Annotated in this window: 12 protein-coding genes; 11 read left to right on the top strand and 1 reads right to left on the bottom strand. The window is 71.1% G+C overall.

The features are described 5' to 3' along the window. The first annotated feature begins 25 nt into the window (after nucleotides 1-25). From ABTW72_RS03515 to ABTW72_RS03560, 10 genes are all read left to right on the top strand, one after another. Entirely contained in the window at nucleotides 26-1,735 is a 1,710-nt protein-coding gene (locus ABTW72_RS03515) for a serine/threonine-protein kinase (protein WP_350853722.1), read from the top strand. Between the two features lie 128 nt (nucleotides 1,736-1,863). Further along, the gene (locus ABTW72_RS03520) at nucleotides 1,864-3,486 is read left to right on the top strand and encodes a serine/threonine-protein kinase (protein WP_350853969.1); all 1,623 of its coding nucleotides are present in this window, start codon (nucleotides 1,864-1,866) and stop codon (nucleotides 3,484-3,486) included. 103 nt (nucleotides 3,487-3,589) lie between these two features. After that, complete coding sequence (locus tag ABTW72_RS03525) at nucleotides 3,590-4,399, top strand: metal-dependent hydrolase (RefSeq protein ID WP_350853725.1); 810 nt, start codon at nucleotides 3,590-3,592, stop codon at nucleotides 4,397-4,399. After that, on the top strand, nucleotides 4,396-5,304 hold the full coding sequence (locus ABTW72_RS03530; RefSeq protein WP_350853728.1) for an amidohydrolase family protein: 909 nt from the start codon (nucleotides 4,396-4,398) through the stop codon (nucleotides 5,302-5,304). Before ABTW72_RS03525 ends, ABTW72_RS03530 begins: the two co-directional genes overlap by 4 nt. A 336-nt stretch (nucleotides 5,305-5,640) precedes the next feature. Continuing rightward, entirely contained in the window at nucleotides 5,641-6,672 is a 1,032-nt protein-coding gene (locus ABTW72_RS03535; protein WP_350853972.1) for a LacI family DNA-binding transcriptional regulator, read from the top strand. 76 nt (nucleotides 6,673-6,748) lie between these two features. Then, nucleotides 6,749-8,053 (top strand): ABC transporter substrate-binding protein, encoded by a 1,305-nt coding sequence (locus ABTW72_RS03540; RefSeq protein ID WP_350853731.1) that lies wholly within the window; start codon nucleotides 6,749-6,751, stop codon nucleotides 8,051-8,053. 67 nt (nucleotides 8,054-8,120) lie between these two features. Next, nucleotides 8,121-9,089: a carbohydrate ABC transporter permease gene (locus tag ABTW72_RS03545; protein WP_350853733.1), complete on the top strand. Its 969-nt coding sequence runs from the start codon at nucleotides 8,121-8,123 to the stop codon at nucleotides 9,087-9,089. 1 nt (nucleotide 9,090) lies between these two features. After that, nucleotides 9,091-9,978, top strand: coding sequence for a carbohydrate ABC transporter permease (locus ABTW72_RS03550; protein WP_350853736.1), 888 nt, complete (start codon nucleotides 9,091-9,093; stop codon nucleotides 9,976-9,978). Next, nucleotides 9,975-12,206 carry an alpha-xylosidase gene (gene yicI, locus ABTW72_RS03555; RefSeq protein WP_350853739.1) on the top strand — a complete coding sequence of 744 codons (2,232 nt, stop codon included), beginning with the start codon at nucleotides 9,975-9,977 and terminating at the stop codon, nucleotides 12,204-12,206. Before ABTW72_RS03550 ends, yicI begins: the two co-directional genes overlap by 4 nt. Next, nucleotides 12,203-13,612, top strand: a complete 1,410-nt coding sequence (locus ABTW72_RS03560; RefSeq protein WP_350853742.1) for a GH1 family beta-glucosidase — start codon at nucleotides 12,203-12,205, stop codon at nucleotides 13,610-13,612. The genes yicI and ABTW72_RS03560 overlap by 4 nt, the downstream gene beginning before the upstream one ends. Before the next feature lie 116 nt (nucleotides 13,613-13,728). Here ABTW72_RS03560 and ABTW72_RS03565 read toward each other — a convergent pair whose 3' ends face one another. Then, nucleotides 13,729-14,907, bottom strand: a complete 1,179-nt coding sequence (locus ABTW72_RS03565) for an MFS transporter (protein WP_350853745.1) — start codon at nucleotides 14,905-14,907, stop codon at nucleotides 13,729-13,731. Between the two features lie 16 nt (nucleotides 14,908-14,923). On the opposite strand from ABTW72_RS03565, the gene ABTW72_RS03570 reads away from it, so the two are divergent. Next, nucleotides 14,924-15,979, top strand: a complete 1,056-nt coding sequence (locus ABTW72_RS03570) for a substrate-binding domain-containing protein (RefSeq protein WP_350853748.1) — start codon at nucleotides 14,924-14,926, stop codon at nucleotides 15,977-15,979. The last annotated feature ends 51 nt before the right edge of the window (nucleotides 15,980-16,030 follow it).

Here is a 16,030-nt window from a genome sequence, read left to right on the forward strand (position 1 = left end):
AGCGGCTGAGGAGGAGCGTGCACAGGTGCTGATCGCCGGTCGGTACCGGCTGCTCGACCTGGTCGGTCGCGGGGGCATGGGTCGGGTGTGGCGCGCCCGCGACGAGATGCTGCACCGCGAGGTAGCGGTCAAGGAGATCGTTCCACCGAGTTGGTTGGCCGATCCTGAACGGGCCGAGGTGCGCTCACGCACCATGCGGGAGGCGCGCGCCGCGGCCCGACTCAACCACCCCGCCGTGGTCCGGCTCTACGACGTCGTCGCGGTGGACGGCAGTCCATGGATCGTCATGGAGTACGTCCCGTCCCGCACCCTTCAGGACGTCGTGGACGTCGAAGGGCCGCTGGAGCCGGCCCGCGCGGCCCGGATCGGGCTGGCCGTGCTCGACGCGCTACAGGCCGCGCACACCGCCGGGGTGCTGCACCGCGACATCAAACCGCAGAACGTGCTCGTGGCGCACGACGGGCGGGTGATGCTCACCGACTTCGGGCTGGCCACCTTCGACGGCGGCGACGGCGCGATGACCCGCCCCGGCATGGTCTTCGGCTCCCCGCAGTACGTGGCTCCCGAGCGGGCCGCCGAGGGGGCGTCCACGGTCGCCGCCGATCTCTGGTCGCTCGGGGCGACCCTGCACGCCGCCGTGGAGGGGCAGTCCCCGTACGCCCGCAGCACCGCGATGGCCACCCTGAGCGCGCTCGCCGCCGGCCCGCCGGACCCTGCCCCGCACGCCGGGGCGCTCGCGCCGGTGCTTGACGGGTTGCTGCGCCGCGACCCGCGCGAGCGCCTCGACCACGAGACGACCCGCCGGTTGCTCAGAACCGCCGCGACCGGCCGCGCCGACCCGCCATCGCCGACCGAGCGACCCTCGGTCGACGGGCCGGTGCCAGGGCTGGTTGACCAGCCCGCCACGGCGAACGACCCCGACGACCAGGACCACCCCGACGACCAGGACCACCCCACCGTTCCGCTGCCCGACCCGGCCGACCCGGCCACAGCCGGTGGCGACTCCCCCACGCCGGCCGCGGATCCGGCGGCCGGCGGGCGTACCGCGCGTCGGGTCGCGGTGGTCGCCGTCGCGCTGCTGGTGGCCGTCGTGGCCGGTGTCGCCACCGCGCTGACCGTCGCCGACGACAAGGCCCGCGACACCACCGGCTGGTCCTCCCCGCCGCCGAACCGTCCGCCCGACGGCGGGCCGCTCGGCCCCGGCCCGCCACCGAAGGGGCGGAACGTCCCACCGCCCCCGTTCGCCTGTGTCCGCCCGGACGTCGTCGGATCGCCCGTGCAGGCCGGTACGCCGAACCCGGGCGAGGAGTTCCGGCCGCCGCCCGGCTGGCTCTGGCACGCCGACACCGCCGGCTTCCGGGTCTCCGTACCGGCGACGTGGCTGACCTCCCGCGACGGCGGGGTGGCGTGCTTCCAGGACCCGGCGACCGGCCGGGCCTTCAGCGTCGCACAGGGCCGCGCGGCCGATCCCCTGGAGCTGCTGCGGACCGCCCGCGAGACGGCGGCCGGGGCGGGCGCCCTGCCGGGGTACGACGAGATCCGGCTCGCCGCGGGCGACGGCGGAGCCGCGTGGGAGCTCCGCTGGCAGACGCCGCACGGCACGCGCCTGCACGCCCGGCAAGAGGTCCTCGGCGCCGACCGCTGGACGCTGGGTTGGATCACCCGGGACGAGGACTGGTCCGGGGCCGCGGCCGACTGGGAACTGGTCCGAAAGAGTTTCCGACCACCCCGCTGACCTGCACCGTATGGCCATGATCGGCACTACCGTCCGGCGTGGATCGAGGCCGCTCAGTGGATGATTAAGCCGACATCGGTGGCTATCGTGGAACCCGGGGTGACCGAGGGGGAGCGACCGTGCATCAGATGCTGATCGCGGGTCGGTACCGGCTGCTCGACCTGGTCGGCACCGGCGGAATGGGCCGGGTGTGGCTTGCTCGCGACGAGATGCTGCATCGCGACGTCGCGGTGAAGGAGGTCGTGCCGCCGTCCTGGCTGGCCGAGTCCGAGCGCGCGGAGTTGCGGCTACGGACCCTGCGTGAGGCACGCACCGCAGCCCGGCTCAACCACCCCAACGTGGTCCGCCTCTACGACGTGGTGCACGACCGGGAGAGCCCCTGGATCGTGATGGAGTACGTGCCGTCACGGTCGGTGCAGCAGATCATCAGCGCCGAGGGGCCACTGAGCCCGCAGCGCACCGCCAAGATCGGGCTGGCGGTGCTCGCCGCGTTGCGGGCCGCGCACGCCGCCGGGGTGCTGCACCGCGACGTGAAGCCGCACAACGTGCTGGTGGCCGACGACGGACGGGTGGTGCTCACCGACTTCGGGCTGGCCACCTTCGACGGCGGCGACGGTGCGATGACCGGGCCCGGCACGGTGCTCGGCTCACCACAGTTCGTCGCCCCCGAGCGGGCCCGCGAAGGGGTGTCCGACGCCCGTACCGACATGTGGTCGCTGGGCGCGACCCTCTACGCGACGGTCGAGGGGCAGTCACCGTACGCACGGTCGAGCGCGATGGCGACGCTCAGCGCGCTGGCCACCGAACCACCGGATCCGATGCATCGGGCCGGCCCGTTGCGTCCCGCCCTCATCGGCCTGTTGCAGCGCGACCCCTGGCGGCGCTTGACCGCCGCCGAGGCGGAGCCGCTGTTGCGCAGCGCCGCGGCAAGCCACGACGAGTCCGCCGGGTCGGTCCGCTCATCGGCGGTCGCGGCGGTCCTCAGCGCCGGGCGGGCCATCGCCCCGCACCCGGTCGAACCGGTGGCCCTGCCGGACGAGCCCGCAACGCCAGCCCCGGGCCCGCGCCCCCGGCGCCCACCCGGCCGGCGACGGCGCCTGATCGCCCTGGGTGGTGCGGCCGCCGCTCTGCTCGTCGCGGGTGGCGTCACGCTGGCGCTGGTCAACCGACACGATGATCGGACCCCACCGTCCGGCTCCGGTGGTGGCGCGCCGACCTCCCGACCGGCGGCGTTCGCCTGCACGTCGTCTCCGCCGGCGTCGGCGACCCCGGTGGTGGCGGTGTCACCGCCACCCGACGTGAAGTACGGGCTGCGCGAGGGCTGGACCTGGTACGACGACCCGACCGGGTTCCGGATCGCCGCGCCGGTGGGGTGGGCGCGCTGGACCGAGGGCTCGGTGACCTGTTTCCGGAGATTCGGCGGGTCCCGGGTGCTCAGCGTCGAGGCGGGGCCGGCCCGTGCGGATCCGGTGGCGTACTGGAAGGCCGAGGAGGCTCGGCTGACCTCGAGTGCGGCGCTGCCGGACTATCGCAAGGTGGACATCTCCGCGATGGACATCTTCGAGGGTGGCGCGGTGTGGGAGTGCGGCTGGCGAAACGCCGTCGGCGTTCCGGTGCACAGCTTCCGGCTGTTGGCCAACACCTCGGCCGACCGTTCATACACGGTCTCGTGGTTGACAGAAGAGTTCGACTGGCAGGTCAACGCGGCATACTTGCCGATGATCCGGCAGAGCTTCACCCCCACCCCGTGACACGGTCCGATGTGGACTTCCCGGGTGATGCCCCTGCGGCGCCGACGCTGACTACAGTGGCGTAGTTTTGGGCGCTCAAGATCCCTGGGGAGGGTGAGCCGAGATGATGGGACCGCAACACGCGCTGTCCGGCGCGGCGGTGTGGCTGGCTGGCTCCTGGGCACTGGAGCAGTTCGCCGACTACCACCAGTCGCCGCTCGCGTTGGCGGTCGGCACCGCGGTGTGCGCCGGTGGCGCGCTCTTTCCCGACCTCGACATGTCGGGCAAGGTGACCAGGAACCAGGGTGGGGCCACCGTGGCCCGCACCTTCGGAGTCTTCTCACTCTTCGCCGCCGAGGTGATGGAGAAGATCTCCCTCGGGGTCTACTACGCCACCAAGCTCAGCAGGGACCCACGCCGCAACAACGGGCACCGGACGCTGACCCACACGCTGCCGTTCACACTGCTGGTCGGCTGGGGCACCACCGCGCTCTGCGCCGCGTACGGCAAGTGGGCGGTCATCACCATCCTGTTCTTCATGTTCGGCCTGGCGCTGCGCGGTCTGTTCGACGAGTGGGCCGAGCGGGCCGGGTGGGTGATCATCACTCTCGCGTCGGGCGGGGCGGCCTGGTTCACCTTCGCCAACCTGCCGGGCGGACGCGGCTATCCACTGATCGGCACCGCGCTGGGCGTGGGCTGCTTCGTGCACATCCTCGGCGACATGATCACCAGAGCGGGCGTGCCGATCCTCTGGCCGATCCCGATCAAGCGGCGCATGTGGATGATGATCGGCCTGCCGAACAGCATCGCCCTGCGCGTCGGCAGCAAGGCCGAGGTGGTCGGGATGCGCATCGCACTGACCGTCGTCTCCGCGCTCGCCACCGTCGGCCTGATCGCGCCCTCGGTGCTGAGCCGTTTCGACATCGACATATGACCGATCCGGCGCCGGCGATCCCGCCGGCCGAGGACGAACGCGTACCGGAGTTCTGCCGCGCCCTGGGGTTGCCCGGCCTCGCCGACGTGCACGTGCACTTCCTGCCACCCCGCCTGCTGCGCCGGGTCTGGGCCTACTTCGACGCCGCCGGGCCGCTGGTCGGCACCGAATGGCCGATCCGCTACCGGTGGAGCGACGCAGACCGGGTCGCCCACCTACGCCGGCTCGGGGTGCGGGCGTTCAGTGCTCTGGCGTACGCGCACCGACCGGGCATGGCGGCGGAACTCAACCGCTGGACGCTGGACTTCGCCCGCGACACCCCCGGGTGTCTGGCCTCGGCCACGTTCTACCCCGAGCCGGAGGCCCCCGGGTACGTCGAGGCGGCTCTCGCCGAAGGCGCCCGGGTGTTCAAGTTGCACCTACAGGTCGGCGGCTTCGCGCCGACCGATCCGGCGCTGGACCCGGTGTGGGGGATGCTGTCCGACGCGGGTGTGCCGGTGGTGGTGCACGCCGGGCACGCACCGGTGGGGACCGCCAACACCGGCCCGGACCCGTTCGCCGCCCTGCTCGCCCGCCACCCTCGGCTGACCGCCGTGGTGGCGCACCTGGGCGCCCCGGACTACCGGGCCTTCCTGGACCTCGCCGAGACGTACGAGCGGGTCCGGCTGGACACCACCATGGCCTTCACGCCCTTCTTCGACCAGTTCGTCCCTTTCCCCACCGAGGAGTTGCCCCGGCTGCGCGAGCTGGGGCTGGCCGGCAAGGTGCTGCTGGGCAGCGACTTCCCGAACATCCCGTATCCGTACGCCGACCAGGTGACCGGGCTGGCCCGACTGGACCTGGGCGACGACTGGCTACGCGCGGTCTGCTGGAACAGCGCCGCCACCCTCTTCGACCTGCCCTGACCCCACCCCCTGGCCTCCGGCCGGCCGCCGCGCGCCCACGCCACCCCCTCACCCCAAGATCGTGCTCGATCCTGGTTGTAGTGGCCCCGCGACGGACCGAGGGGACTAGATCCAGGATCGAGCGCGATCTTGAGGAGCACCCCTCCGGCCTGCACGCGCAGGGCGTTCGGGAGGGACGCACCCGGGGCCGCGCACCCCGCTGAATTCTTTTCGACATCGCTATTGACGTCGCCGTAACAGGTGGCCTAGCGTCCTGTCGAACCGCTTCGTCGAAACGCTTCGACGAAGTTCGGGAGCGGTCCCACCCCAGGCCGGAGGAGGTGCGCGGTGGCCACCATGCACGACGTAGCCCGCCTCGCACAGGTCTCGGTCAGCACCGTCTCGTACGTGCTCACCGGCACCCGGCCGATCTCCCAGGCCACCCGCAACAAGGTGCTCGCCGCGATGGCGCAGCTCGACTACCAGCCCAACGCGATGGCACGCGGGCTGGCCAGTCGTCGCAGCCGGATCCTCGGCCTGCTGATGCCGATGGACGAACGCGGCCTCGGCGCCACCGAGACCGCCTTCGTCACCGGTGCCGCCGCCGCGGCGAGCGTCGCCGGCTACCACCTGGTGCTCTCGCCGGTCGGCGGGGGCGACCTCGACGACCTGCGTCGGCTGGCCAGTCAGCGGATGCTCGACGGGGTCGTGCTGATGGAGGTCCAGTTGGCCGACGAGCGGGTCACCGTGCTCCAGGAGACGGGGGTGCCGCTGGTGCTGATCGGCCGCACCGGCGACACCAGCACGCTCTCCTACGTCGACATCGACTTCGACCAGACCGTCCGGGAGGCCGTCGCGCACCTGGTCGGCCTCGGGCATCGGCGGATCGTCTACGTCAACCACTCGGCCGCCACGCTGGCCAGCGGCTACGGGCCCGCGCTGCGTACCCGTGACGCCTTCACCGCGGCGATGACCGGGCACGGCCTGGAGCCGGTGATGATCGCGGCCGAGGACAGCGCCGCCGGCGGGCGGGCCGCCCTGGCCGCCGCGTTCGCGCGGGCCCCGGAGCTGACCGCGGTGCTGGCCATGAACGAGACGGCGATCTTCGGCATCCTCGGCGAGTTGACCGGCCGAGGGTTGTCCGTGCCCGACGACGTCTCCGTCGTCTCGATGGTCACCTCGCCGCAGGTCGCCGAACTGGCCACCCCGGCGCTGACCGCGATGACGTCACCCGGTTCGGCGCTCGGCCGGATCGCGATCGAGGCGCTGACGCGCCACCTGGATGGCCCCGCCGACCTTCGTCACCAGCAACTGCTGCCGTGCGCGTTGGAGATCCGGGGGTCGACCGCACCGCCCCGAAGCCGCCAGCCAATGGGGGCCGACCAGTAAATGGCCCGCCGCCGCGCTGCAACGCGACGACGGGCCCCGTGAAGTACCGGCTAGATACTCAACGAGGAGGATGCTAATGCAGCGATTCCGCCGGCTCGTCGCCGCAATCGCCCTGGCGGCGACAGCGACGACCACCGTGGCCGCCTGCGGCGGTGGTGACAACGGGGACAGCAGCGACGCCAAGGTGCTCAAGCTCTGGCACTACGAGAGCGAGAACAGCGCCATGGGGGTCGGCTGGAACCGGGCGATCGAGATCTTCAAGTCCGAGCACCCGGGCGTCGAGGTGCGCTTCGAGCGCAAGGCGTTCGAGCAGATCCAGCAGAACGCGGGCATGATCATCAACTCGTCCGAGGGCCCGGACATCATGGAGTACAACAAGGGCAACGCGACCGCCGGGCTGCTCTCCTCCCAGGGCCTGCTGGCCGACCTGAGCAGCGAGGCCGACAAGCGCGGCTGGGCCGGCAAGCTCAGCCCCAGCCTCCAGACCACCGCCCGGTACAGCGACAAGGGCGTGATGGGCTCGGGCAAGTGGTTCGGTGTGCCGAACTACGGCGAGTACGTCACTGTCTACTACAACAAGGACCTGTTCCAGAGCAACGGCGTCAAGGTCCCGACCACGATGGCCGAGATGACCGCCGCGATGGACACCTTCGTCGGCAAGGGCATCACCCCGCTGGGCATGGCCGGCGCCGAGTACCCGGCCGGGCAGCTCTTCTACCAGCTCGCCCTCTCCAAGGGCGACCGGCAGTTCGTCGACAACTACCAGCTCTACAAGAACCCGGTCGACTTCAAGGCCGACCCGCTCAAGTACGGCGCGGACACCTTCGCCCAGTGGGTGCAGAAGGGCTACGTCGCGAAGAACTCGGCCAGCCTCAAGGCCGAGGACATGGGCACCGCCTTCATCGGCGGCAAGGTTCCGATGATCGTCTCGGGTAGCTGGTGGTACGGCCGGTTCAAGACCGAGATGAAGGCCAACTGGGACACCTTCCTCTTCCCCGGCAACACCCTGCATGCCGGCTCCTCCGGCAACCTCTGGGTGGTCCCGGAGAACAGCAAGGCCAAGAGCCTGGCGTACGACTTCATCGACATCACCCTGCGTCCGGAGATCCAGGACCTGATCGGCAACAACGGTGGTGTTCCGGTCGCCGCTGACGCGTCGAAGATCAGCGACCCGAAGGACCGCAAGCTGATCGAGGACTTCAACACCGTCAGCAAGTCCGACGGGCTCGCCTTCTACCCGGACTGGCCGGTCCCCGGCTACTACGACGTGCTGGTCTCCGGCTTCCAGGGCCTGATCAACGGCTCGAAGTCGCCCGACCAGGTTCTCGACACGATCGCCAAGCCGTACGCCGATGGCGTCAAGGAGATCACCGGCAAGTGACACGGCGAGCGGCGGGCGCGACCGGCACGACCGGCGCGTCCGCCCGCCCCGCCGGGAAGGATCTTCCATGGCAGTCTCCGAGACGGTCGCCGCCACACCGCCGGCCGCGACTCCCACCCCGCCCGCGCCCAGCCGCAGACGCCGCGGCCGCAACGCGGCGTACTGGCTCTACCTGCTCCCCGGAGCGGTGCTCTTCCTCCTGGTCATCGGCGCGCCGCTGATCGGCACCCTCTACCTGTCGCTGACCAAGTGGTCCGGCATCGGCGACCCCCGGTGGGTCGGCCTGGACAACTACCAGCTGTTGCTGCAGGACGACGTGTTCTGGGCGTCGTTCCGCAACACCGTCTGGATGCTCGTCGCGATGGTGGTGGTGCCCACACTGCTCGGGCTGCTGCTCGCCGCGGTGCTCTTCGACGTCATCGGCCGCCGGTTCAAGCCCCGCACCGCCGCCGCGCTGCGGGCCGCGTTCTACCTCCCGCAGGTGCTGCCCGTCGTGGTGGCCGGCATCGTCTGGGGTTGGATCCTGCGCCCCGACGGCGCGTTCAACAGCCTCCTCGACGCGGTCGGTCTCGGCGCGTTACGCCACGACTGGCTCGGCGACCCGGGCACCGCCCTGCCGGCCGTGATGGCCGTGATGATCTGGGTGCAGATCGGCTACCCGGTGGTCGTCTTCATGGCGGCGTTGCAGCGGGTCGACCCCGAGCTGTACGAGGCGGCCGAGGTCGACGGCGCGAACTGGCTGCACCGGTTCCGGGCGATCACCCTTCCGCAGATCCGGCCGGAGACCTTCGTGGTGGCCCTGACCTGCACCATCGCCGCGTTGAAGGTGTTCGGGCCGATCTTCGCCCTGACCCGGGGCGGCCCGGACAACGCCACGAACGTGCCCTCGTACTTCGCCTACTACACGTTCTTCAAGAAGCTGCAGGTCGGCTACGGCTCCGCGATCTCCATGGTCCTGACACTGATCATCGTGGTGGTGGCCGGGATCTTCATCTGGATGCAGGCCCGCAGCGAGCGCCGGGACCGGGGGTTCTGACATGGCTGTCACGCTCACACCGAGCACGGTGCCGGTGACGCCGGCCCGGCCCGTACGCGATCGACACCACCGCGGCGTCAGCCGCTGGGTGGTGCTCGCCCTGGTCACCCTCGGCGCGCTCGTCATGCTGGTGCCGTTCGCGTTCATGCTGCTCAACGCGTTCAAGTCGCCCGGCGACTACTCCTCGGGCGGCCCGCTGAGCTGGCCGACGGAGTTTTACACCAAGGGTCTGCGCACGTACTGGACGGCTGTGAACTTCCCGCTGAAGTTCTGGAACTCGGCCGTCATCGCCGGCTCGGTGGCCGTGCTCGGCGTCGCCGTGTCACTGCTCAACGCGTACGCGCTGGGCATCGGCCGGGTCCGGGGCCGGCTGTGGATCGTCGGTCTCTTCCTGCTGGCCAACATGCTGCCGCAGGAGGCCCTGATCTACCCGCTGTACTACGTGGCGAAGCAGGTCGGCCTCTACAACACCCAGCTCTCGGTGATCATCATCTTCACCGTGATCCAGAGCGCGTTCGGCACGTACCTGCTCGCCTCGGTGATGGGCACGTTCCCGCGCTCGCTGCTGGAGGCCGCCGCGCTGGACGGCGCCGGCAAGTGGACGGTGCTGTGGCGGGTGGTCTTCCCCAACCTGCGGCCCACCCTCGCGGTGCTGCTCATCTTCTTCTTCATCTGGACGTGGAACGAGTTCCTCATCCCGCTGGTCATGCTGATCGACAACCAGACGCAGACCATTCCGGTCGCGCTGGCGTCGTTGCAGGGCGACCGGCTGATGGATGCTCCGACCACCAACGCCGGCGCGCTGATCAGCCTGGTGCCGGCCATCCTCTTCTTCCTCATCTTCCAGCGCACTCTGGCGCGCGGCATCACGGCAGGAGCCGAGAAGTGAAGTTCACCGACGGGTACTGGCAGCTGCGCCCCGGCGTCAGCGTCATGCGCCCCGGCACCGTGGAGTCGGTCGAGCCGGACGAGCGCGGCTTCACCGTCTTCGCACCGACCGGTCAGATCACCGGCCGCGGCGACACCCTCAACCGCCCCGTGGTCACCGTCCGGTTCTTCTCCCCCGCCCCCGGCGTCATCGGGGTGACCATCGCCCACCACACCGGCGGGCTGCCCCGCGAGCCGCACTTCGGGCTGAGCACCGACGAGACGCACCCGGTCACCGTCGACGTCACCGGGCTCAGCGCGACGCTGACCACCGGTGAGCTGACCGCGCGGGTCGCGCTCATCGACGGGTGGCGGGTCGACTTCCTGCACGGCGACCGGCTGGTCACCGCGTCCACCGCACGCAGCATCGGCGTCGTCACCGACGCCGAGGGCCGCCGGCACGTCCACGAACGGCTCGCCCTCGGTGTCGGCGAGACGGTGTACGGGTTGGGCGAGCGCTTCGGCCCGTTCGTCAAGAACGGGCAGACCGTCGACATCTGGAACGCCGACGGCGGCACCGCCAGCGAGCAGGCGTACAAGAACGTGCCTTTCTACCTGAGCAGCGCCGGCTACGGGGTCTTCGTGGACCACCCGGAGCACGTGTCGTTCGAGGTCGGCTCCGAGGTCGTCACCCAGACCCAGTTCAGCGTCGAGGGCCAGTCGCTCACCTACTACGTCATCGACGGGCCCCACCCGAAGGACGTGCTGCGCCGGTACACCGCCCTCACCGGCCGCCCGGCCCGGATCCCCGCGTGGTCGTACGGCCTCTGGTTGTCCACCTCGTTCACCACCTCGTACGACGAGAAGACGGTGACCGAGTTCGTCGACGGGATGGCCGAGCGCGGGCTGCCGCTGTCGGTGTTCCACTTCGACTGCTTCTGGATGCGTCAGTTCCACTGGGTCGACTTCGTCTGGGACCCGGCGACCTTCCCCGACCCGGAGGGGATGCTGCGCCGGCTGCACGAGCGCGACCTGAAGGTGTGCGTCTGGATCAACCCGTACATCGCGCAGCGCTCGTACCTCTTCGAGGAGGGCCGCGAGGCCGGTTACCTGGTGCGCAACCCGGACGGTTCGGTCTGGCAGTGGGACAAGTGGCAGGCCGGCATGGCGCTCGTCGACTTCACCAACCCGGACGCGGTCCGCTGGTTCACCGGCAAGCTCAAGGCCCTGCTGGACATGGGCGTCGACTGCTTCAAGACCGACTTCGGTGAGCGCATCCCGACCGACGTGGTGTGGCACGACGGCTCGGACCCGCAGCGGATGCACAACTACTACTCGTACCTCTACAACAAGGCGGTCTTCGAGCTGCTGGAGACCGAGCGCGGCGAGGGCGAGGCGGTGCTGTTCGCCCGCTCGGCCACCGCCGGCGGACAGCAGTTCCCGGTGCACTGGGGCGGCGACTGCGAGTCGACCTTCGTGGCGATGGCCGAGTCGCTGCGCGGCGGGTTGTCCCTGGCGGCGTCCGGCTTCGGCTACTGGAGCCACGACATCGGCGGCTTCGAGGGCACTCCCGACCCGGCGGTGTTCAAGCGGTGGGTCGCCTTCGGGCTGCTCTCCTCGCACTCCCGGCTGCACGGCTCCGGCTCGTACCGGGTGCCGTGGGCGTACGACGAGGAGGCCGTGGACGTGCTGCGGCACTTCACCCACCTCAAGCTCGGCCTGATGCCGTACCTGGCGGCCGCCGCCCAGGAGGCACACCGCGACGGGACGCCGGTGATGCGGCCGATGTTCCTGGAGTTCCCGGACGACCCGGCGACGGCACACCTGGACCGGCAGTACATGCTCGGCCCGGACGTGCTGGTCGCCCCGGTGCTCAGCGCCGACGGCGACGTCACGTACTACGTGCCCGCCGGCACCTGGACGCACCTGGTCACCGGCGCGCAGGTCACCGGCCCGGCCTGGTTGACCGAGAAGCACGACTTCGACAGCCTGCCGGTGCTGGCCCGACCCGGCGCGGTCATCCCGTTCGGCTCGCGCACCGACCGACCGGACTACGAGTGGGCCGACGATGTGCGGCTGCGGGTGTACGCACCGACCGAGGGGCAGCGGACCCGGGTACGGGTACCGTCACCCGGCAACGGGCCGGGCGCCGAGTTCGACGTGCGCTACGAGGGTGGGACGGCCAGCGCCGAACTGGTCGCCGGCACCTCGACGGGTTACATCTGCGAGATCCAGGGGACGGAACGATGACGCAACACCACTTCCCGGAGAGCTTCGTCTGGGGCTCGGCCACCGCCGCGTACCAGATCGAGGGCGCGGTGACCGAGGACGGGCGCGGACCGTCCATCTGGGACACCTACAGCCACACACCGGGTCGGACCCTCAACGGTGACACCGGTGACGTGGCTGCCGACCACTACCACCGGTGGGCGGACGACCTCGGGCACATCGCCGACCTGGGGCTCGGCGCGTACCGGTTCTCCATCTCCTGGCCCCGGGTGCAGCCGGGCGGCTCGGGCCGTTTCAACCAGGCCGGCATCGACTTCTACTCACGGCTGGTCGACGGGCTGCTGGAGCGGGGCGTCCGCCCGGTGGCCACCATGTACCACTGGGACCTGCCGCAGGAGTTGGAGGACGCCGGAGGCTGGGCGGCGCGGGAGACCGCGTTGCGCTTCCAGGAGTACGCGGCGGGCATCGTCGGCGCGCTGGGCGACCGGGTGCACACCTGGACGACGCTCAACGAGCCGTGGTGCTCGGCGTACCTGGGCTACGCCTCCGGCGTGCACGCGCCGGGGCGCACCGAGCCGGCGGCGGCGCTGGCCGCGGTGCACCACCTCAACCTCGCGCACGGCCTGGCCGGTCGGGTGGTCCGGGAGCTGGCCCCGTCCGCCGAGCTGTCGGTGACGCTGAACCTGCACGTCGTCCGGGGCGCGTCCGACTCGGCCGCCGACCAGGACGCGGTCCGCCGGATCGACGCGCTGGCGAACCGGGCGTTCCTCGGCCCCATGCTGGACGGGGAGTACCCGGCCGACCTGCTGGCCGACACCGCTTCCGTCACCGACTGGTCGTTCGTCCGCGAGGGCGACGAGAAGCTGATCGCGGTGCCGCTGGACGTGCTCGGGGTCAACTACTACTCCAGCACGCTGGTCCGGGCGTGGGACGGGGTGTCGGCCCGCTCCGACGCCGACGGGCACGGCGCGTCGACCTCGACGCCGTGGGTCGCCGCGGAGAACGTCGACTTCCTGCCGCAGCCCGGCCCGTACACGGCGATGGGTTGGAACATCGACCCGCCGGCGCTGACCGAGCTGCTGCTGCGTCTCCAGCGCGAATACCCCACCCAGCCCATGATGATCACCGAAAACGGCGCGGCGTTCGACGACGTGGTGTCGGCCGACGGCCGGATCCACGACGAGCGGCGGATCGACTACCTGCGTCGGCACATCGGCGCGATGGCCGACGCCCGCGCGCAGGGCGCGGACGTGCGCGGCTACTTCGTCTGGTCGTTGCTGGACAACTTCGAGTGGGGCTACGGCTACGACCGTCGCTTCGGCATCATCCGGGTCGACTACGACACCCAGGTACGCACCTGGAAGGACAGCGCCCACTGGTACCAGCGCCTCGCCGCCACGGGTGAGCTGGACCAGGCACAGGACTGACACCGACCTGCACGGCGTCGCCGTCGCCCGCCCGCGAGGGCTGGTGGCGGCGACGCTGTTTCGACACCCCGACCGCAACCTCGCCGCCCGGCCTGCCACCGGTAACGGCGTCCGGCTCAGGCGTTGGTGCGGCGGGCACGAAGCCCGCCCCACAGCATCAGAAGGCAGACGCCGATCAGGACCGGCTCCAGGGCGAAGGCGGTGACCAGCCCGTACCGGTCCGCCAGGCTGCCGAGCAGGAAGGGTGAGACGCCGGCGACCACGCCGAGGATCAGTTGCGAGCGGGCGTTGGCCCGGTCCTCGTGTCCGCCGGCCGCGCCGAGGGTGAGCGCGAGCGAGAGCGGATAGAGGTTCGCGATGCCCACCCCGCACAGGAACAGCCCGAGGACGGCGAGAACCGGCTGGTCGGTCAACCAGAACAGGACGAAACTGGGGCCGGTGACCGCCAATGAGGCGTACAACAGCGCGACGCCGCGGCCGGGGCGGCGGGTGAGCCGCGCGCCGAGCAGACGACCGATCAGGATGCCAAGGTAATTGCTGCTCAGCGCGGTGCTGGCGGCTGCGGCGGACATGCCGGCGTGGATGAGCATCTGAGGGCCGAAGTAGACGAGACAGAACTCGATCGCCGAACTGACCGCGGTCAGCACGGCGAACAGCCAGCAGGCCAGCGGTAAGCCTCCGGTTCCCGTCGCGGTGGCGGGCTGCGGCACCGTCGGTAGCGGTTGGCGGCGGTAGCGCAGGTACAGCACCAGGAGGACGGCGGCGGGCAACGCGAACGTGACGCGCCAGCCCACCGCGCTGGCCGCCAGCAGGCCGAGGATCAGCGGAGCGAACACCGCGGAGGCGCCAGCGCCGACGTTGGCCTCGGTCAACGCCCGGTCCCGCCGATCACCGTGCCGGTCGGACAGAACCGCCTGAACCACCGTGAGCATCGTGGTCCCGGCCAGACCGAGCACCACGGCTCCGAGCAGGGTGGCCGGTACGCCATCGCCGAGGGTGAACAGACCCGCACCCACGGCCGTGGCGAGGGCCGAGCACCACAACAGGGCACCCCTCGCCAGACGGCGAGCCGCCCACACGAACCCGACCGCGGCGAGGGCCGCGCCCGCCGCCAGAAGCAGTTCGTAGACGCCGAGCAGGGCGTAGGAGAATCCCCACTCTTCGCGCAGGAGGGTCAGCGCCGGCCCGAAGGCGTACAACCAGAACGTCCAGCAGCCCAGGGCGGCGTACGAGAGCAGGGTCGGCGAATCGCGTACGAACGTCTCGGTCTGCTGCCGCGTTGTGTATCGATACACAGATAGAGTCTGTGCCATGAACCGTCCTGCGGACAACCCCAAGCGGCCGACGCTGCGACAGGTGGCGAGCGCTGCCGGCGTCTCGCCGATGACGGTTTCCTACACCTACTCCCAGCCTGGACGGGTTTCCGCCGAGGCCGCGGCGAAGGTGCGCGCGGCGGCGCGGAAGCTGGGCTATCCCGGGCCGCACCCGGCCGCCCGCGGGTTGCGCCGTGGACGGGTCGGCACGCTCGGCGTCGTGCTCGGCGAGCGGTTGAGCTACGCCTTCGACGATCCGCAGGCCGCGCGCTTCCTCGCGGGGGTCTCCGACGTGTGCGCCACCGAAGGCGTCGGACTCACCCTGGTCCCGATCACCGGCGCACCCACCGACGCCGAGCGCGTCGCGCAGGCAGCCGTGGACGGCTTCGTCGTCTGGACCACCAGCGACGATGACCCGGTCCTGGACGCCGTCGTCGACACCGGCCTGCCCGCGGTGGTGCACGCCGGCCCGCACGGGCGGGGAATGCCGGTGATCGGCATCGACGACCGAGCCGCCGCAGCCGCGATCGGCCGGACCGCGTTCGCCGAAGCCCGCCGCCCGCTCGTGCTCGGTTTCCCGCTGGACCGGAGGCGCTCCCGCCACCTACTCACCGGCGGCGACGTGGTCGACATGAAGTACCCGGTCACCCGCCACCGATGGGAGGGCTTCCTCGACGCCTGGACGCAGGCCGGACACCTCGCCACCCAATTGAGGCTGGCCAGCTGCCCGGTCAACCACAGCACCGAAGGGGAGACCTTCGCGCTTGAGCTGCTACAGGGTGCCGAACCACCGGACGCCATCGCCGCGATGAGTGACGAGCTGGCCCTCGGGGCCCTGCGCGCCGCCGCACGAGCCGGCCTGCACCTACCTGACGACCTGACCCTGACCGGCTGGGACGATTCGGACGCGGCTGCGGACGCCGGACTGACCACCCTCGCCCAGTCCCTGCGCGAGCAGGGGGCCCACTGCGCACGGGTAGCGCTCGGGCGCCCCACCCATGCTTCGCCGCAGCACCAGTGGCGCATCGTCGCTCGCGCCACCACCCGCCGTTGACGCTGACATCGGCAGAGCGACGTCGGTTCCGGAGCCGAGCAGCTCCGCGGT

This window comes from Micromonospora sp. NPDC127501, from assembly GCF_040302185.1.
GTDB lineage: Bacteria > Actinomycetota > Actinomycetes > Mycobacteriales > Micromonosporaceae > Micromonospora.

What these genes read in the sequence shown, in the direction of transcription:
- ABTW72_RS03520 (WP_350853969.1), top strand. Translation starts at nt 1,864, where the DNA reads ATGCTGATCGCGGGTCGGTACCGGCTGCTCGACCTGGTCGGCACCGGC.
- ABTW72_RS03525 (WP_350853725.1), top strand. Translation starts at nt 3,590, where the DNA reads ATGATGGGACCGCAACACGCGCTGTCCGGCGCGGCGGTGTGGCTGGCT.
- ABTW72_RS03530 (WP_350853728.1), top strand. Translation starts at nt 4,396, where the DNA reads ATGACCGATCCGGCGCCGGCGATCCCGCCGGCCGAGGACGAACGCGTA.
- ABTW72_RS03535 (WP_350853972.1), top strand. Translation starts at nt 5,641, where the DNA reads ATGCACGACGTAGCCCGCCTCGCACAGGTCTCGGTCAGCACCGTCTCG.
- ABTW72_RS03540 (WP_350853731.1), top strand. Translation starts at nt 6,749, where the DNA reads ATGCAGCGATTCCGCCGGCTCGTCGCCGCAATCGCCCTGGCGGCGACA.
- ABTW72_RS03545 (WP_350853733.1), top strand. Translation starts at nt 8,121, where the DNA reads ATGGCAGTCTCCGAGACGGTCGCCGCCACACCGCCGGCCGCGACTCCC.
- ABTW72_RS03550 (WP_350853736.1), top strand. Translation starts at nt 9,091, where the DNA reads ATGGCTGTCACGCTCACACCGAGCACGGTGCCGGTGACGCCGGCCCGG.
- ABTW72_RS03560 (WP_350853742.1), top strand. Translation starts at nt 12,203, where the DNA reads ATGACGCAACACCACTTCCCGGAGAGCTTCGTCTGGGGCTCGGCCACC.
- ABTW72_RS03570 (WP_350853748.1), top strand. Translation starts at nt 14,924, where the DNA reads ATGAACCGTCCTGCGGACAACCCCAAGCGGCCGACGCTGCGACAGGTG.